Raw genomic sequence first — 18112 nt, forward strand, 5'->3', positions numbered from 1 at the left:
ATGGAGACTATTCGGCAGGAACCGCGACCGCGTCGCACGTGGCGGTGCCGCAATCCGCCGTGGCGAGGCTGCGCTGGCCGGCGAGCACGGTGACCAGCGCGATTGCGCCCGCCGCCACCGACACCAGGAACCCGCTCTGTGCACCGAAGGCGTCCACCACCCATCCGGCGGCGAAGGAGCCGAGCGCCATGCCGATGCCTATGCCGGTCATGACCCAGGTCACGCCCTCGGTCAGCATCGCCTCCGGCACGCGCCGCTCGATCAGGCCGAATGCCGTGATGAAGGTCGGCGAGATCGCCACACCGCTAACCAAGACAGCCAGCGCCAGAAGCGGCACCGTGTCTGCGACAAGCACCGGCAGCGTGGTGAGCGCGATGATGGCGACCGCGATGGCAAGCTGAATCTGCAGTGGTGTTTTCAGGTTCAGTGCGCCGAGGACGATGCCGACGACGAACGATCCGAGAGCGTAGACGCCGATAACGAGGCTGGCAGCGCCCGGCTGGCCGAGCTCCTTGGTGATCGCGACGGTGCTCACCTCGGTGGTCGCGAAGGTCGCGCCAATGAAGATCAGGGCGAAGGTGATGATTTGGACCGGCCGCAGGCGGATTGCCGATCCGCGCGAACCTTGGTCGACCGGTCGCACGCGCGGCTCGGTCGAGCGCTGCAGGATGAGGGCTGTCGAGCCGAAGGCGAGGAACAATGTGCTCGCCAACATTCCCGCTTCCGGGAAGAGCGCGACGCTCAGGCCCACCGATAGCGAGGCCCCGGCGATGTAGACCAGTTCGTCCGCCGCCGACTCGAAGGCGAACGCTGTGTTCATCTCGGGGCGATCCCGGAAGAGCTCTGTCCAGCGCGCGCGCACCATCGCTGGGATGCTGGGCATTGCGGCGGCCAGCAGCGCTGACACGAACAGTGTCCATATCGGCCAGTCCTGATTGGCCGCCGCAATCAGCACCACGAAAGCGAGCACGGAAATGACGGTGGTGGGCACCACAACCCGCGCCTGACCGAGGCGGTCCACCAGTCGCGATATCTGCGGCGCGACGAAAGCATTGGCCAGCGCATATGTCGCGGAGGCGGCGCCGGCCAGCCAGTACTCGCCGTGCGTCTGCGACAGCATCGCGACGATTCCGATCGGGGCCATGGCCATCGGCATCCGGGCGACGAAGCCGGCTGCGGCGAAGCCCTTGGCTCCCCTTGCCTTGAAGATTTCACTATAGGGATTGGCCATGAGAACACTCCTGGATTTTTGAGGCCGAGTCACTTATATACGTGGCGTATGCGAATCAGATAATGGCATACGACGCGTATGTCAATTGATATACGAGACGTATGTGAAGGATTAGGCGAATGGGGCACAAACCACGCAAGGAAATGATCGCGGAAACCCGCGCCAAACTGGTCGCGGCGGCGCGCCATGCCTTTGGCAGTGTTGGCTATGCTGAGGCCTCGATGGACGACTTCACCGCATCGGCCGGGCTGACGCGCGGCGCGCTTTATCATCACTTCGGCGACAAGAAGGGCCTTCTCCAGGCGGTCATCGCCGAGATCGACGCCGAGATGCTGGCCCGGTTGAAGATCGTTTCGGCCAGGGCGGACACGCTCTGGCAGGGCTTTGTCGACGAATGCACTGCCTATATCGAGATGGCGCTGGAGCCGGAGATCCAGCGTATCGTCCTTCGCGACGGACCGGCGGTGCTCGGCGATCCTTCGCAATGGCCGAGCCAGAACGAATGCATCCGCTCGATGAGCGAGAACCTTCAAAAGCTGAGGGACGAGGGAACCATCGTTGCCGTTGATCCCGAAGCCGCAGCAAGGGTGGTCAGCGGCGCCTCGCTGCATGCCGCGCAGTGGATCGCAAATTCGGACGATCCAGAGGCGACGTCGAAAAAGGCGGTGAAGGCGTTCAACGTGCTTTTGGAGGGACTGCTCAAGCCGGGCCGCAGGATTGGCCGTCCACAAGCAGCGGCTGAGGTGGACAAATCGCCGGCCTTAGCCTGTATCAAGACCACCAAAGCCAAGGCGCGACCTCGAATGGGACGGCCGAAGCGCGCCTCAAAATTCGGGCAGCTCAAGGAGAAGTCGCTGGTCTCGGTCGGTCGCTCGCGCCGGACCCACCAGCACCCAAAATTCTAAACCCTGTTGAACGTCGGCCTTTGACGGCTCCAAAACATGGTCAAAGCCGCCGCGCGCGCCTATATCGGGGGCATGGTCACACGGCTTTATACCCACCCGATCTTTCTCGAACATATAACGCCGCCCGGTCATCCGGAGCGGCCGGACCGCCTGCGCGCCATCGAACGCGCGCTCGACGACGATGCCTTTGCGGCCCTTGATCGTGCCGAGGCGCCGGAAGGCGACGAGGCCACCATCCTCTACGCACACCCGCAGGAATTCGTCGAGCGGGTCCGCGCTATGATACCGGCCACCGGTATCGCTCGTGTCGACGCCGACACCACCGCCAGCCCGAAAAGCTGGCAGGCGGCCGTCACGGCGATTGGCGCTGCCAACGCCGCCGTCGACGATGTCTTTCGGGGCAGCGCCGCCAATGTCTTTGTCGCCGCCCGGCCGCCCGGCCACCACGCCGAAAAGACCACGTCCATGGGCTTCTGCCTGTTCAACACCGCGGCGATCGCGGCGCGCTACGCGCAAAGGCAGCACCAAGCCGAGCGTGTTGCCATCGTCGACTGGGACGTGCACCACGGCAATGGCACGCAGGACATTTTCTGGGACGATCCGTCGGTGCTCTATTGTTCGACGCACCAGATGCCCCTTTACCCAGGGACCGGGGCGGTGAGCGAAACCGGCGCCGGCAACATCGTCAACGCGCCGCTGGCGCCGCAGACTGGCAGCGAAGTTTTCCGCGACGCTTTCCTGTCGCGGATCTTGCCGGCGCTCGACAATTTCGCGCCCGACCTCATCATCATTTCGGCCGGCTTCGACGCGCACCACCGCGATCCGCTGGCCGAGATCAACCTGACCGAGAACGATTTCGACTGGGCAACCGGCCAGTTGATGCAGCGCGCCGGTCGCCACAGCGACAACCGGCTCGTCAGCCTGCTCGAGGGCGGCTACGATCTGCAGGGATTGGCATTTTCGGTCGCCGCCCATGTCGGGCGACTGATGAAAGGATAGACGATGGCTGGTGAGAGCAACGAAGACGTCAAGGCGATGAGCTTCGAGCAGGCGCTCGACGCGCTGGAGAAAATCGTCGATGATCTGGAGCGCGGCGACGTGCCGCTCGACCAGTCGATCCGCATCTATGAGCGCGGCGAGGCGTTGAAGCTCCATTGCGACCGGCTGCTCAAGGCGGCCGAGGACAAGGTCGAAAAGATCAGGCTTTCGCGCGACGGCAAGCCAGTAGGGGCAGAGCCGCTGGATGCGGATTGAGGCGCGGCCTCGAACGAATTTCCCCCTTACCGGCTTTTGGACATGATCATGACTGAGGATAATACTCATCCCGTTTGAAACGGCTCCAGGACGAGAGGAGATTGTGAACGATGTGCAGAAACATCAAGACACTGTTCAATTTTGATCCGCCGGCAACCAATGACGAGGTCCGCGATGCCGCACTCCAGTTTGTCCGCAAGCTGAGCGGAACGACGCGGCCGTCGAAACAGAACCAGCATGCGTTCGACCACGCCGTCGAGGCCATAGCCGCGTCGGCGCGCGAATTGCTGGATAGCCTCGAGACGACACAGCATCCGCGCAATCGTGAAGAGGTGGCGGCCAAGGCGAAAGCCAGGTCTGCACTCCGCTTCGCCTGAGGAAGACCGCATGAGCTTCTTCCCCGGAAACGACCCTCTGCCCGGTGACGCCTTCGCCAGCGATCAGATCGAACTGATGGTTATTCCGAACGCCAAGGACATTGGCGGCTTTCAGGTTCGCCGTGCCTTGCCGACCGCCAAGCGTCGGCTGGTCGGTCCCTTCATCTTTTTCGATCGCATGGGACCGGCGATTTTGCGGGCCGGCCAGGCGCTCGATGTCCGTCCGCATCCCCATATCGGCTTGTCGACGGTCACTTACCTGTTCGACGGCAAGATCAGGCATCGCGATTCGCTCGGCACCGAAATGGTCATCCAGCCCGGCGACGTAAATTTGATGACCGCCGGTCGCGGCATCGTCCATTCCGAGCGTACGCCGCAGGAATTGCGCGGTGCGCCGATGTCGGTTTCGGGCCTGCAGACATGGCTGGCGCTGCCGGACGATAAAGAGGAGGTTGACCCGGTCTTCGAGAATACGGCGGCCATGCGTCTGCCCGAGATCGACGCTGAAGGCGTCAGCGGACGCGTTGTCATTGGCGCGTTTTCGGGGCTGCGATCACCGGTCGCGACCGCTTCGGACACGATCTATGCAGACCTCAGCCTGACGCCCGGCGCCAGCGTGAAAATCCCTGCCGACGCCGAGGAGCGCGCCATCTATACGTTGCAAGGCGAGGTTTCGATCTCCGGTGACCGCTTTCCGGCAGAGCGGCTGCTGGTGTTTCGGCCCGGCGACGAGATCGTCGTGTCGTCGGAGGGTGGAGCGCATTTCATGCTGTTCGGCGGCGCCTCGCTCGGCTCCAGGCGCTACATCTGGTGGAATTTCGTGTCATCGTCGAAGGAACGCATCGAACAGGCGAAAGAAGAATGGAAGACAGGCCGTTTCGATATCGTTCCGGGGGATGAAGAAGAGTTCATTCCGCTGCCGGACAATTAGAGCGCCGCGCTCCCTTAGGACACGTAAAAGAAACCCTAACAGTTTGAATCTACGCCGCGTCACTCGCACGCATTTACATTCGTCGGCCAGCAGCCTATTTCGCAGATGAATAAAAAGCAGGCCCTACCACCAGTGAACGCAAAGCTCCATACGCCACTTCTCGACAAGGTCCGCATCCCGGCCGACCTCAGGACGCTCGACGAACGTGCTCTGCCGCAATTGGCATCGGAGCTTCGCACCGAGTTGATCGACGCCGTGTCCCACACCGGCGGACATCTCGGTGCTGGCCTTGGCGTGGTCGAACTGACTGTTGCGTTGCACTATGTCTTCAACACGCCAGACGACCGGCTGATCTGGGACGTCGGTCACCAAGCCTATCCGCACAAGATCCTGACCGGCCGCCGCGACCGTATCCGCACGCTGCGGCAAGAGGGCGGCCTGTCCGGTTTCACCCAGCGCGCCGAGAGCGAATACGATCCGTTCGGCGCCGCCCACTCCTCGACCTCGATTTCCGCCGGCCTCGGCATGGCAATGGCACGCGATCTCTCCGGGGGGCGCAACAATGTCATTGCCGTTATCGGCGACGGCGCCATGTCGGCCGGCATGGCCTATGAGGCGATGAACAATGCCGGCGCGCTCGATGCCCGGCTGATCGTCATCCTTAACGACAACGACATGTCGATCGCTCCGCCGACCGGCGCGATGAGCGCCTATCTGGCCCGCCTCGCGTCGGGCAAGGCCTATCTGGGCTTGCGCGATTTCGGCAAGAAGCTGACCTCCTATCTCGGCGAGCGCGCCGATCGCGCCATCAAGCGGGCGGTCGAGCATGCGCGCGGCTATGTCACCGGCGGCACGCTGTTCGAGGAAATGGGTTTTTATCACATCGGCCCGATTGACGGTCACAATCTCGAGCACCTGATCCCGGTGCTGAAGAACGTCCGCGACAATGCCGACGGTCCGGTGCTGATCCACGTCGTGACCCAGAAGGGCAAGGGCTATGGACCGGCCGAGGCGGCCGCCGATAAATATCACGGCGTCAACAAATTCGACGTCATCACCGGCGCGCAGGCCAAGGCGCCGGCCAACGCGCCGAGCTACACGAAAGTCTTTGCCGAAAGCCTGGTCCAGGAAGGCCGCGAAGATGATCGCATCGTTGCCATCACCGCCGCCATGCCGAACGGCACCGGTCTCGACCTCTTCGGCGAGGCGTTCCCGTCGAGGACCTTCGATGTCGGTATCGCCGAGCAACATGCGGTGACTTTCGCCGCCGGCCTTGCCATCGAAGGCTTCAAGCCTTTCGCGGCGATCTATTCGACCTTTCTGCAGCGCGCCTACGACCAGGTCGTCCACGACGTGGCGATCCAGAAACTGCCGGTGCGCTTTCCGATCGATCGCGCCGGCTTCGTCGGGGCCGACGGGGCGACCCATTGCGGCGCCTTCGACACGACTTTTTTGGCGACGCTGCCCGGTTTCGTCGTCATGGCCGCGGCGGATGAGGCGGAACTGCGCCACATGGTGCGCACGGCGGCAAGCTACGATGAAGGCCCCATCGCCTTCCGCTACCCGCGCGGCAACGGCGTCGGCGTCGACCTGCCGGAGCGTGGCTCGGTTCTCGAAATCGGCAAGGGCCGTATCGTCAGGGAGGGCACCAAGGTTGCGCTGCTTTCCTTCGGCACGCGGCTGCAGGATTGCCTGGCTGCGGCCGAGGAACTCGGCGCGGCAGGGCTTTCCACCACGGTCGCCGATGCTCGTTTCGCCAAGCCGCTCGACGAGGACCTGATCCGGCGTCTGGCGCGCTCGCACGAAGTGCTGGTAACAGTCGAAGAGGGCGCGGTCGGTGGCTTCGCCAGCCACGTTCTGCAATTTCTCGCCCATGAAGGGCTGCTGGAAAACGGCCTGAAGGTACGCCCGCTAGTGTTGCCCGACAGCTTCGTCGATCACGCCAAGCCCGAAAAGATGTATGCCGACGCCGGGCTTGATGCCGCCGGTATCGTGCGCACCGTCTTCGTGGCGCTGGGACGCACCGCCAGCGCGCAAAGCGCCTGAATCAAAATCTCAACGGCTTGCATCAGTTTGCCGACCGGCGGTCGTAACTGACTGTTTGCGTTGTCATTTGGCATTCGCCTGCGGTGTCTCCTGGTACCGGTCTGGACATTCCTTTTGCTGCCTCGCATGGCGGGGAACGCGAGAGCGCCATGTCGCGGACCACCGCCCCGAACTTGTACACCATCCCCGCGCGTGGTATTGGTAAGAATGCGTTTACTATTCGCACTTTGCGCGTTGGCTGTCGCCTCGACACCGGCAGACGCGGGCGATGCGTTGTTCGACGCCATCTCCGCCGGCGACAAGGCCGCCGTCGAGCAAGCATTAGCTAGCGGTGCCGACGTCGACAGCCGGGCGCGCGACCAAGGTACTCCCCTCATCGCTGCTGCTCTCGACGATCAGCTTGCCATTGCGGAATTCCTGCTGAGCAAGGGCGCCGACGTTATGGCGCGCAATTCGGGCGGCTTCACGCCGCTCCACGCGGCGGCTTTTTCGGGCAGCCTTCCGATTGCCAAGCTTTTGCTCGAGAAGGGGGCGGTGCTCGAAGACTCGGCCAACAAGTCAGGGGTCACGCCACTAATAGTAGCGGGTGAGGAAAACCACGTTGAACTCGCAGAGTTCCTTATCAGCAAAGGCGCGGATGTGAACCATCCCGAAGGTCATGGCTACTCGCCGACCACGCGCGCGTTCTGGAAGGGCAATACCAACATCATAAGACTATTCAAACGGCATGGCGCCACGTGCCAGGCCAATATCCTTGGAGCGGCGAACGCTGCGAAGTGCGAAGCCATCCACGATTGAACGGAGAAAGCAGATGAGCATAGCGATCACGACGAGACTGGTTCGCAATCCGGTGTCGGCAGCCGTGTGTGCGCTGGGCCTGATGGCCGGTGCAGGCTCCGCTTTCGCCGACGGCTCGGTGAACACTGGTTATTTCGGCGGCGTGGCGATCATGGGCTACGACACCGTTGCTTATTTCACTGACGGCAAGGCGGTGAAGGGCTCCGAAGAGTACTCCTACGAATGGTTGGGGACGCCTTGGCATTTCGCCAGCAAGGAACACCAGGACATGTTCATGAGCGAACCTGCCAAGTACGCTCCTCAATACGGTGGTTACTGCGCGGGCGAGGTCGCACTCCATGAATCCGTCACCGTCAATGTCGATCCGGAAGCGTTCAAGATTATCGATGGCAAGCTCTACCTGATCTACGACGAAGGGAACGCGGCCGCCTTTGCGGACAATGCCGATGATCTTGTTCCGAAGGGCGATGCAAAATGGCCGGTCGTCGAAGCAAAGTTGGCAGTCGATGAGCCGGATTGGAACTTGATCAATAACCCCTGAGTCTTGCGAGCTCAATTCACTGTCACGAAGTGAAACACCATACTTGCATTGACATAAGAATACCCGTTGCCGGCAGCGTCCCTGCGTTTGTAGACGGGACCACAGATGGGGCGCCCAAACATATTTTCGCTCTGCTCGCATAAGAGATCGCGATCGACGTAGACCCTCTCGGTGAGCATTCGTGTCATCGTGCGGAAGACTGCCGTGCCGTCCTGTTGGATCTGCATAATGGCTGGAAGCCCGTCGGGTTCGAGGTTGCCTTTCAAGGTCTTGCCAACAACAAGAGATGCGATTTCCACGCCGTTCAACCGGTCCTGTTCATCAGCGGTGAAGCCGAACGGCCATTCGGGCAGTCCTGCCTGGCGTAGGGCGTCGATGATCGACGCTAAATCTTCGGCATTGCGAAGATGGGCATACTGATTCCGAAATGCGTCCAACGACCGCAGTCGAGCCAAGGATTCGGTCCTCGCCACCAGCCGGAGGCCGTCCGCAATCGCCGCTTTGGCGTCCTCTGAGCGGCCGGCGCGGGCATAGGCCGCTGCGAGCAGAATCCTAAGGCTGCCCGCCTCTGGAGCATCGTCGCGAGCGCGCTCGAGAGTCTCAATGGCTTTCCTAGTGTCCCCGAGTAAAAGAAAGACAACCCCGACAACCTCCCGGTCTATCGGAGCCAGATTAGGATCAAGCTTCAATGCCGTCTCGACGGCTGATGCCGCTTCGTTATGAATGCCGGCGAACAGCTGGATATAACCAACGGCGATTTGCGTCGCAGCGTCTCCGGAGCCTAATGCGACAGCACGCTCCGCCGAGGTGATCGCATCTTCATAGCGGCGATCCATGACCTGCATAATCCCGAGAACGGCGTAGGGCGATGAAAATTCCGAATCGAGCTCCAAAGCACGGCTTGCCTTCTCATATGCTCTTTTTCGCGCAAGCGCGCTCTGAATGATATCATCGGAGGCAGTGCGCCAAAGATAGACACTCAGCCGTGCGTCGGCGGCGAAGGCATCGGCGAAGGTGGGGTCGAGGTTCTGCGCCTTCTCATAGAGCGCAAGCGCCTCGCGCAATCCGTCGCCTCGACCGGTGCGCGCCTCCCGCTCCGCACGCAGGTAGGTATCATAGGCTTCGAGATTTGCAGTCGGCGGGCGTGCCATTCGCTCGCTCTCGGCTGCCGAAGCCTGGACGCCGAGTGCCTTGGCGATTTCCCGGCTCATCTCGTCCTGGACGGCAAACACGTCCGCGATGCCGCGATCGAACCGATTAGCCCATAGATTGTCGCCAGTGGCGATATCGATGAGCTGCGCGTTGAGGCGGATTTGATCGCCGGTGCGCCTGACGCTGCCGTCAACAACAAAGCGCACGCCAAGGTCATGCCCAACATCTGCCACAACGAGGGGTTTTCCTTTGTAGGCGAAGACGGAGTTGCGGGCGATCACATCCAGGCCGGAAAGCTTCGCAAGGTCGGTGATCAAATCTTCGGTGATACCGTCGGCAAAATATTCCTGGCCAGGATCGCCGCTCAGGTTCGTAAACGGCAATACTGCAATGGATGGCTTTCCGAGCGCGGAGGGCTTTTGCCATTGCCATGCAAAAATGCCTGCAAGCAAGACGGTGAGCAGCGCTGCTACTCCTGCCAAAATCATGATCCAGGAGCCCGGCCGGTGTGGCGCGGCCACGATCTTCCCCGATTGTCCGGGATCTAGCAGGACCCGAAAGACGCGAACCGGATCGGCGATATTCTTGAGGCGCTGCTCTCCCAGACCGGCAAAGCCTACATCCACTTTGTGCGCTGCGTGATCGAACGCCGTGCCGGAGATGCAAATTCCGCCGGGTTCTGCGATCGCCTGCAGACGGGCGGCGATGTTTACCCCGTCGCCGTAGATATCGTCACCCTCGACAATGATATCACCGAGATTGACACCAATGCGAAACCGGATTTGGTGAGCTTCGGCGGTGCTCTTGTTGCGGTCGGCCATCCGGCGCTGGATCACAGCAGCACACTGGACGGCATCGACGACGCTGCGGAACTCGACGAGCGCGCCGTCGCCCATGAGCTTGATCATGCGGCCATGGTGCTTCTTGATCTCGGGGTCGATCAGTTCGCGACGGCAGCTCTTCAGTCCTTCGAGCGTGCCTACCTCGTCCTCGCCCATGAGGCGGCTGTAGCCAACCACGTCGGCAGCAAGTATTGCCGTAAGCCGTCGGTCCATACGTGCCGTGCGCCTTCCCTGGTCGGTCGTAGCGGCTTTGCCGTTCACCCTATTCTAGTCCTGCTTCGGACGCGAGTGTGCGCGACCGTGTTACTCGGTATACCCAACGCGCCGGTCTTTCCATGCACGAGTTGCGAACGGAATGCTCTCTCGACAAGATGTCCGCTTGGGTCGTCATCAGCGCCGGCTTGGCTGATTGTCCGCTTTGGAGACCCGGAATACGGCGGGAATGGCCGACTTGGGTCATGGGTGTGAATTCGGCCGGTCGCGAACGAACCACCGCCAAGGGGTCATCTTTCGCCCTTCCGCACCGGTCCTGAGTGTCAGATTTTTCCGCTAGAACCACATATCGCGCACGCAGCGACCATCGCGCGGCAGGTCGTCGAACGTGTGGAGACCATCGAAATGGTCGATTGGCAGGTCGGCGACGGTGTCTGGCGGCGCAAGCCTCACATTGACGGCGATCCGAGTGCGACCGGCGGCACTGGCGCGCAAACCACGCCAGGCCAGCACACAGGCGCATGTCGGGCAGAACAGAATCTCGAGCGACGGGTCATCCTTCCCGGAGCGCGTATAAGCACTTGTCGGTCCCGCAAGACGGATGCGTTCGTCAACATAATCGTAAGCCCACAACGCGCCATATCGGCGGCAAAGCGTGCAATTGCAGGCTGTGATCGAGCCGGGATCGCCCTCCAACGTCCAGTGGGCCGCGCCGCAATGGCAGGTTCCGGTCAGCATTCGTCCTCCTCACGTTCTGACAGCAACACGAGCATATCGTTCCCCACATTGTGCCGGACCCGGTGCGATATTCAACAGATTGTGGCGCGGCGTGATGCGCTCGCCGCTTTCGCAAGATGTTCGTTGTCTTCCCCAACATCCTTGCCTTCGTCACAGGCATTCGCCATGAAGGCCGATGAGCTCCCCTTTGCCAGCCAGCACACGCCAGCGGCTCGACGAACTCCTCGTCGCGCGCGGCCTGTTCCCCAGCCGCTCTCGCGCCCGCGACGCGATCGAGCGCGGCACCGTGACGGTCGACGGCGTCATCGCCCGCAAGCCCGGCCAGACCGTCCGGGCGGATTGCCTCATAGAAGTCGATGATCCGGCGCAGGGCTATGTGTCGCGTGCTGCGCTGAAGCTGATCGCCGGGCTCGACTATTTCGGCCTCGATCCAGCCGGCAGCGAAGCGCTCGATGTCGGCGCCTCGACCGGAGGCTTCACTCAAGTGCTGCTCGGACGCGGCGCGGCGCATGTCACGGCGATCGATGTTGGGCATGGCCAGATACATCCGGATATCGCTGGCGATCCGCGTGTGACCGTCATCGAGGGATTGAACGCCCGTGATCTTTCGGTCGCCGATCTTGCCGATCGCATTCCAGATTTTATCGTCTCCGACGTCAGCTTCATCTCGTTGAAACTGGCGCTGCCGCCGGCACTCGCCATTGCCAGGAGCGGCGCCAAAGCAATATTTCTGGTCAAGCCGCAATTCGAGGCGGGCCGCGAGGCGATCGGCAAGGGCGGCTTGCTGAAGGATCCATACGATGCCGCGCGAATTGCCGGCCTGCTGCAGGATTGGCTGGACGGCGTCCCCGGCTGGCGCTCGCTCGGACTGCATCTGTCGCCGATCGAAGGCGGCGACGGCAACCGCGAGTTCCTGCTCGCCGGGATCAAGGACGCCGGAGTCGAGAACAGGGGGATCGGAGGCCGATGACCGCGCGCTTCACGATCACCCGGCTGGGCTCCCAGGGCGACGGCGTCGCCGACACCGAAACCGGCGAGCTTTTCATTCCGTTCACGTTGCCCGGTGAAACCGTCACCGCCGCGCGCGAAAAGGACCGTGCCACGCTGATGTCGGTGCTGGAGGCTTCGCCGCTTCGCATCGACCCTGCCTGTCGGCATTTCACCGAATGCGGCGGCTGCGCCATCCAGCATTTTGAGGCCGAAGCTTATCGTCGGTGGAAGCGCGACAAGGTTGCGCATGCGCTCAACAGCAAGGGCATCACCTGCGACATTGACGCGCTGGTGCCGTGCGCGCCGCAGACGCGCCGGCGCGTCGTGTTCACCGCCCGGCGGAGCGAGGCCGGCATGCTGCTCGGCTTCGTTCGGGCGCTGTCGTCCGAAATCATATCCATTGAGGAATGCCCGATCTCGCTGCCCGAGATCGTCGCAATGCTCGACCGTCTGAGAGCACTCGCCGAACTGGTTTGCGCAACGACGAAATCGTTCCGCATGACGGTCACGGCGACCGGTTCCGGCCTCGATGTCGCGGTTCACGAGTCCGGCAAGCTCGGCGAGAACCAGCGCCGCGTCGCCTCCAATTTCGTCATCGGTCAGGGGTTGGCCAGACTTTCGATCGATGGCGAGACCATCATCGAGCCCAAAAAGCCAGTGGTCACGTTCGGCGGCGTCGCTGTCGCGGTGCCGCCGGGCGCCTTCCTGCAGGCGACCGAGGCCGCCGAGCAGACGATGGCGGACATCGTCGGCCGGCACCTCGCGCGCGCCAAAAAGGTCGCCGATCTCTTCGCCGGCTGCGGCAGCTTTGCGCTGCGCCTCGCCGCCAAGTCGGAGGTCCATGCGGTGGAAGGCGATGCGGCAGCGCTTTTGGCGCTCGACCGGGGATTTCGTTTCGCCAGCGGTCTCAAGCGGGTGACCAGCGAACGCCGCGACCTGTTCCGGCGGCCGCTCACTTTCAAGGAACTGAATGGCTTCGACGGCGTCGTCTTCGATCCGCCGCGCGCCGGCGCCGAAGACCAGTCGAAGCAGATTGCCCGTTCCGACGTGCCGCTTGTCGCCGCGGTTTCCTGCAATCCGGTGACGCTGGCGCGCGACTTGCGCATCCTCCTCGACGGCGGCTACGCCCTCAAAAGCGTGACTCCGATCGACCAGTTCCTGTGGTCGCCGCATGTCGAGGCCGTCGCGCTTCTGGAGAAGCCGAGGCGACGGCGGTAGCGGATCCGCATTTGTTGAGCTTGAATTTCGCGTAAAATGAACATATTTTGAGCGTGTTCTGTTCAAAATGCGCTAGGAACCTGTTATGAATACCGCAGCCCTCGATATCAGAGCATCGCGCTTTGGCGACGAGCGGACGCCATTTCTTTCGGCAAGACGGGTGGCTGAACTGCTGGGCGTCAATCTGACCGAACTGGCTGGCCTGATCGGCGTCGCGCGCAACACGCTTGCCGCCAAGACCGGCGCGCGCAAGGTCGACGCCGCATTGAGTCCGATTGTCCGTATCCTGGCGATGGCAGGCGAGATGGCCGGCGATGAACAGCGTGCGGCGATCTGGTTCAAGCATCAGCCGATCCCTGGCTGGGCGGGAAAGACCGCCTACGATCTTGTTCGAGAGGGCAAGACGGACAAGGTGCTTGCCTATCTGGAGGCCGTCCGCTCCGGCATCTATGCCTGAAAACAGGCTGAGCCTGTGGCGCGCCTTCGTGCCGCGTTGGGCGCATCTGCCGCTTTTCGGGGAAGGAGCGGCCCGCTTTGGCGGTCGCTGGAATCCGGTGGGTGCCCCGACGATCTATGCCGCGCGGGAATTGTCCACTGCCTGGGCGGAGTACAATCAGGGCTTTGTCCAGCATCCGGCGCTAATTGCACAACTCGAACTTTCAGGCGCGCGCCTGGCCGACCTGACGGACGCTGACGTGCTGACCAAGCTCGGCGTGACGGCAGACATTCACCGATGTGAATGGCGCGACATCATGGATCAAGCCCTGGTGCCTGAGACGCACACGCTGAGAGATCGCCTGATTGCCGATGGGCAGCATGGCGTGATCTACCCGTCCTTCATGTCGCCCGGCGGCACATGCGTCGCGCTGTGGCGATGGAACGAGAGCAACGCACCCCGTCTGAAGGTTATCGATCCCGACCATCGCTTGCCGAAAACCCCGGCTTCGTGGCTGTAGCAGTTCGAAACTCGGCGTGGCTATCGATCAGCGCCCGGGCGGAAGACTGTGTCGGATGATCGACTGTCAGGTAGCGGTCGATAAGATTGGGATCAATCGCGAGCATGGCGCCGCCGCGCTTCGGCCAGCACACCCGCATCCATTTCTTCCAACGTCTTCGGCCTGCCGCTATGAGGCAGCGACGCGAAGACGTCCTCGGACCGCGTTGCGGCAAGGGCCGGCGCAGACGCCTTCCGGGGTGTCCTCGACCAGAAGGCGTGTGCCGGCCCCCCGTAGCCTCCGCTTGCGGATCGCGCTGGGCAGGGTGACCTGCCCCTTGGTCGAGACAGTGGTTACGAGCCTTTCCGGATTAGCCATCGCGGTGCATTCTCTGAATGTAAGACAAACAGCTGCTTCTATCACACCCGCGTTCCACCGACCGTCATCTGGTTCATCCTGAGATGCGGCTGGCCGACGCCGACCGGCACGCCCTGGCCGGCCTTGCCGCACATGCCGATGCCGGTGTCGAGCTTCATGTCGTTGCCGATCATCGAAACCCGATGCATGGCATCAGGCCCGTTGCCGATCAGCATGGCGCCCTTGATCGGCTGCGTCACCTTGCCGTTCTCGATCATGTAGGCCTCGGTGCAGCCGAACACGAATTTGCCCGAGGTGATGTCGACCTGGCCGCCGCCGAAGGAGACGGCATAGATGCCGTTCTTGACCGAGGCGATGATTTCGTCCGGCTCCATATCGCCTGACGTCATGTAGGTGTTGGTCATGCGCGGCATCGGCTGGTGCGCATAGCCTTCGCGCCGTCCGTTGCCGGTGGCGGTCATGCCCATCAGCCGGGCGTTCTGGCGGTCCTGCATATAGCCGACAAGCTTGCCGTCGTCGATCAGCACATTGCGGGCCGACGGCGTGCCTTCATCGTCGACGGTCAGCGAGCCGCGTCGCTCGGCCATGGTGCCGTCGTCGACGACGGTGACGCCCTTGGCGGCCACCTGCTGGCCCATCAGCCCGGCGAAGGCCGATGTCTTCTTGCGGTTGAAGTCGCCTTCCAGCCCGTGGCCGACGGCCTCGTGCAGCATGACGCCCGGCCAGCCGCTGGACAGCACGATGTCGAACGTGCCCGCGGGCGCCGGGATGGCCTCGAGGTTGACCAGCGCTTGCCGCAGCGCTTCCTTAGCGGCGTGCTTCCAACTCTCCTCGACCAGGAATTCGCCAAACCCTTTGCGTCCGCCCATGCCGTAGGAGCCGCTCTCCTGGCGGTCGCCGTTGCCGACCACCACCGACACATTGATCCTGACCAGCGGGCGGATGTCGCGCACCATCTGGCCGTCGGCACGCATGATCTCGACATGCTGCCAGGAGGCGGCGAGTGACGCCGTCACCTGCCGCACGCGCGGATCCTCGGCTCGAAGCCACGCATCGATTTCCTGAAGGAGCTTGGCCTTGGCCTCGAAGGAGGGCGAGGGGATCGGGTTGTCGTCGCCATAGAGATGGCGGTTGGTGCGGGCGGGGGCCGCGGCAAGCGTGCCGGAATAGCCGCTCTTGACGGTTGAGACGGCATCGGCCGCGCGCAGCAGCGACGCTTCCGAAAGATCGCTGGAATGCGCGTAGCCGCTCGCTTCGCCGGCGACCGCGCGCAGTCCAAAGCCTTGGTCTGTGTTGAAATTGGCGGTCTTCAGCCGGCCATTGTCGAACATCAGCGCTTCGCTCTCGCTGTATTCGAGGAACAACTCGCCGTCGTCGGCGCCGTTGATGGTCTCGGCGACGATCTGCTTGATGCGATCGTCGGAAATGTCGAATTGGCCGATCAGGCTGTTCATGGCAGGTCCGTCCGTGGAAAGAGATTGTCCTCACGATGTAGGCGCGAAGGTGCGTCCAGACAATTGGCAATGACCATTGTCTGTGCATGATCCCGAAAATCGGAATCGATTTTCGGAAAGGATCATGCGCAAAATCAAAGCGCTACAGCATCCTTTGCGCGTCCTTGGACGCGCGGCGGAGTAGCCAAAGGCCAGTCACCATCTCTTTTCGTTGGTAAGGACTTTGGGATCTTGGTCTCAAGGTAGGGCGGCGAAACCGTCGGCGAAACCCTTGAGCTCGACCGGAATGCCGATGCCTTCCTCCGGCGTCTGGAAGACGATGAAGGTGGCCGACGTGCCGGTCTTCAGCGTGTCGAGGAGCGGCTTTTCGAGAATGACCTCGGCATAGCAGCCGTCCTGGAAGCAGCGCACGAAATAGGCCCGGCCGATGTCCTTGCCGTCGACATTTAGGCCGAGCCCGTTGGGCAACAGCACGCCGAGCGGCGCCAGCACGCGCAGGATTTCGGCCTTGTTGTCGGCGGTCCGCAGCACGACGACGGAAAGCCCCATCTCGGGGCGGTCTTCGGCGACGACGTTCTGCATCATCACGCATTGTTCCGATGTGGCGCCAGCCGGCGTGTCGCAGATGATCGACCATGCGCCATGCGTCGTCCGCACCTTGCCGCTTGGCTGCGCGGCATTTGCCTGGCCCATGCCAAACAAGCCAGACTGGCCAACGCCGGACAGGCCAACGCTAGACACTGCAACGAGAAGGATGGCCTTCGCCAAGTTTCTCGAAAGCCCATCTCTCGAGTGCCCAAGTCTCGAAAGCCCAAGTCCCCAAAGCCAAGAGTTCATGACGGCTCCATTGCGAATCACGGCACTTTAAGCCGCGCCAAGGGCAAGTAAAGGATGAGACCACTGCCGGCCTGCCTCGACCAAGGCAATTTGTGCGCTTTTCCCTGCCAAATTCGCCCGAATTGCGACCGCCCGGCGCATTTTGCCCGGACACTCCGCCGCTCGCGCTCCAGCGAGCCGCCACCGCCGCGGCCGCCGCCAAATGCGCAGCCGCGCTTGCGCGCAAAAATGCCGCACGGTTTCCTCCGCTCCTTTCTTGCAGAGGCAAATAGAGTATGGTTTGAACCAGCCTCGGGACTTTCCGGGATTCCCGTCCCGGCGTTGTTCGATATTCTTGCGGTCCGATCGCGAGAAACTGGGAGTTAATGACGGCAATGAGAAAATTCTTAGCAGGCGCCAAACTCCTGGCAAGCGCTGCCGCCACACTGTTGACCGGTGCATCCGCCCATGCGGCCCAGCCTGCGCCGTGGGAGATGACCTTCCAGCCCGCCGCCACCGACATGATGCGGCAGATCGCCCGGTTCGAGCACTATACTCTGTGGTTCATCGTGCCGATCACCCTCTTCGTGCTCTTTCTTCTCGCCTATTGCATCCTGAAGTTCCGCGCGAGCGTCAACCCGATCCCTTCGCGCACCAGCCATAACACGCTGATCGAGGTGATCTGGACGGTTGGGCCGGTCGTCGTCCTGCTCTTGCTCGCCATTCCCTCCTTCCAGCTGTTGACCGCGCAATACACGCCGCCGGAGGAAGCCAAGCTGACCGTCAAGGCGACGGGAAACCAGTGGAACTGGGACTACGAGTACCAGACCGAAAACACGCTTTCCTTCAATTCGGCGATCCTGGCGGATTCTGACCGCGCGGCGGCCGGCAAGGAGGACCGCGGCGCTTATCCGCGCCTGCTCGCCGTCGACAACGAGATGGTGGTGCCGGTCAACACCATGACCCGTGTGCTGGTGACGGCGGCAGACGTGATCCACGCCTTTGCCATGCCGTCCTTCGGCATCAAGACCGACGCGGTTCCGGGTCGCATCAACGAGGTCTGGTTCAAGGCGGAAAAGGAAGGCCTCTATTACGGCCAGTGCTCGGAGCTCTGCGGCAAGGACCACGCCTTCATGCCGATCGCGATCCGCGTCGTCTCCGACGCCCAGTACAAGACCTGGCTGGCAGCAGCCGGCACCGACCTTCCCGGCGCCAACAAGGCGCTGATGGCCGAGGTCGACGGCAAAGACAAGGTAGCGGCCGCCGGCAACTGATGCCGCGACCAGAAAAGAT

The 18112-nt window shown here is 62.4% G+C and carries 17 protein-coding genes and 2 pseudogenes; 13 read left to right on the plus strand and 6 right to left on the minus strand.

Going from position 1 to position 18112, the window contains the following annotated elements; translation table 11 throughout:
* Positions 1–7: 7 nt before the first annotated feature.
* Positions 8–1231, minus strand: coding sequence for an MFS transporter (locus tag NMG80_RS15480; RefSeq protein ID WP_254018890.1), 1224 nt, complete (start codon positions 1229–1231; stop codon positions 8–10).
* Positions 1232–1350: 119 nt separating this feature from the next.
* Between NMG80_RS15480 and NMG80_RS15485 the strand changes: the two are divergent.
* The 8 genes and pseudogenes from NMG80_RS15485 to NMG80_RS15520 all read left to right on the plus strand — a co-directional run.
* Positions 1351–1935: pseudogene (locus NMG80_RS15485) on the plus strand (TetR/AcrR family transcriptional regulator); the annotation flags it as partial.
* A 273-nt stretch (positions 1936–2208) separates the two neighbouring features.
* Entirely contained in the window at positions 2209–3135 is a 927-nt protein-coding gene (locus NMG80_RS15490) for a histone deacetylase family protein (RefSeq protein WP_254018933.1), read from the plus strand.
* A 3-nt stretch (positions 3136–3138) separates the two neighbouring features.
* Positions 3139–3390, plus strand: a complete 252-nt coding sequence (locus tag NMG80_RS15495) for an exodeoxyribonuclease VII small subunit (RefSeq protein ID WP_254018891.1) — start codon at positions 3139–3141, stop codon at positions 3388–3390.
* A gap of 110 nt (positions 3391–3500) precedes the next feature.
* Positions 3501–3767, plus strand: a complete 267-nt coding sequence (locus NMG80_RS15500; protein WP_126039692.1) for a DUF2277 domain-containing protein — start codon at positions 3501–3503, stop codon at positions 3765–3767.
* A 10-nt stretch (positions 3768–3777) separates the two neighbouring features.
* Positions 3778–4698: a pirin family protein gene (locus NMG80_RS15505; RefSeq protein ID WP_254018892.1), complete on the plus strand. Its 921-nt coding sequence runs from the start codon at positions 3778–3780 to the stop codon at positions 4696–4698.
* 105 nt (positions 4699–4803) lie between these two features.
* Positions 4804–6744 (plus strand): 1-deoxy-D-xylulose-5-phosphate synthase, encoded by a 1941-nt coding sequence (gene dxs, locus NMG80_RS15510; protein ID WP_254018893.1) that lies wholly within the window; start codon positions 4804–4806, stop codon positions 6742–6744.
* Between the two features lie 207 nt (positions 6745–6951).
* Positions 6952–7542: an ankyrin repeat domain-containing protein gene (locus NMG80_RS15515; RefSeq protein WP_254018934.1), complete on the plus strand. Its 591-nt coding sequence runs from the start codon at positions 6952–6954 to the stop codon at positions 7540–7542.
* A gap of 13 nt (positions 7543–7555) precedes the next feature.
* A complete protein-coding gene (locus NMG80_RS15520; protein ID WP_301943359.1) occupies positions 7556–8083 on the plus strand; it encodes a YHS domain-containing (seleno)protein in 528 nt (175 codons plus the stop codon).
* A gap of 11 nt (positions 8084–8094) precedes the next feature.
* Here NMG80_RS15520 and NMG80_RS15525 read toward each other — a convergent pair whose 3' ends face one another.
* Both NMG80_RS15525 and NMG80_RS15530 read right to left on the minus strand, forming a co-directional pair.
* Positions 8095–10290, minus strand: a complete 2196-nt coding sequence (locus NMG80_RS15525; RefSeq protein ID WP_254018936.1) for an adenylate/guanylate cyclase domain-containing protein — start codon at positions 10288–10290, stop codon at positions 8095–8097.
* Positions 10291–10626: 336 nt separating this feature from the next.
* A complete protein-coding gene (locus tag NMG80_RS15530; protein WP_254018894.1) occupies positions 10627–11028 on the minus strand; it encodes a GFA family protein in 402 nt (133 codons plus the stop codon).
* 175 nt (positions 11029–11203) lie between these two features.
* Between NMG80_RS15530 and NMG80_RS15535 the strand changes: the two genes are divergently transcribed.
* From NMG80_RS15535 to NMG80_RS15550, 4 genes are all read left to right on the plus strand, one after another.
* Positions 11204–11998: a TlyA family RNA methyltransferase gene (locus tag NMG80_RS15535; RefSeq protein WP_254018895.1), complete on the plus strand. Its 795-nt coding sequence runs from the start codon at positions 11204–11206 to the stop codon at positions 11996–11998.
* The gene (locus NMG80_RS15540; RefSeq protein WP_254018896.1) at positions 11995–13236 is read left to right on the plus strand and encodes a class I SAM-dependent RNA methyltransferase; all 1242 of its coding nucleotides are present in this window, start codon (positions 11995–11997) and stop codon (positions 13234–13236) included. The genes NMG80_RS15535 and NMG80_RS15540 overlap by 4 nt, the downstream gene beginning before the upstream one ends.
* A gap of 85 nt (positions 13237–13321) precedes the next feature.
* Positions 13322–13693, plus strand: coding sequence for an antitoxin Xre/MbcA/ParS toxin-binding domain-containing protein (locus tag NMG80_RS15545; RefSeq protein ID WP_027152353.1), 372 nt, complete (start codon positions 13322–13324; stop codon positions 13691–13693).
* Entirely contained in the window at positions 13686–14192 is a 507-nt protein-coding gene (locus NMG80_RS15550; protein WP_254018897.1) for an RES family NAD+ phosphorylase, read from the plus strand. Before NMG80_RS15545 ends, NMG80_RS15550 begins: the two co-directional genes overlap by 8 nt.
* A 92-nt stretch (positions 14193–14284) precedes the next feature.
* On the opposite strand, the pseudogene NMG80_RS15555 reads toward NMG80_RS15550, so the two are convergent.
* The 3 genes and pseudogenes from NMG80_RS15555 to NMG80_RS15565 form a co-directional block, all read right to left on the minus strand.
* Positions 14285–14549, minus strand: a pseudogene (locus NMG80_RS15555) (AbrB/MazE/SpoVT family DNA-binding domain-containing protein).
* Positions 14550–14590: 41 nt separating this feature from the next.
* On the minus strand, positions 14591–16003 hold the full coding sequence (gene tldD, locus NMG80_RS15560; RefSeq protein WP_254018898.1) for a metalloprotease TldD: 1413 nt from the start codon (positions 16001–16003) through the stop codon (positions 14591–14593).
* 237 nt (positions 16004–16240) lie between these two features.
* Complete coding sequence (locus tag NMG80_RS15565; protein ID WP_254018899.1) at positions 16241–16840, minus strand: invasion associated locus B family protein; 600 nt, start codon at positions 16838–16840, stop codon at positions 16241–16243.
* Between the two features lie 374 nt (positions 16841–17214).
* Here NMG80_RS15565 and coxB point away from each other — a divergent pair, with 374 nt between their 5' ends.
* On the plus strand, positions 17215–18093 hold the full coding sequence (gene coxB / locus NMG80_RS15570; protein ID WP_254018900.1) for a cytochrome c oxidase subunit II: 879 nt from the start codon (positions 17215–17217) through the stop codon (positions 18091–18093).
* Positions 18094–18112 lie beyond the last annotated feature (19 nt).

It is taken from the genome of Mesorhizobium escarrei (assembly GCF_935825525.1).
Lineage (GTDB): Bacteria > Pseudomonadota > Alphaproteobacteria > Rhizobiales > Rhizobiaceae > Mesorhizobium > Mesorhizobium escarrei.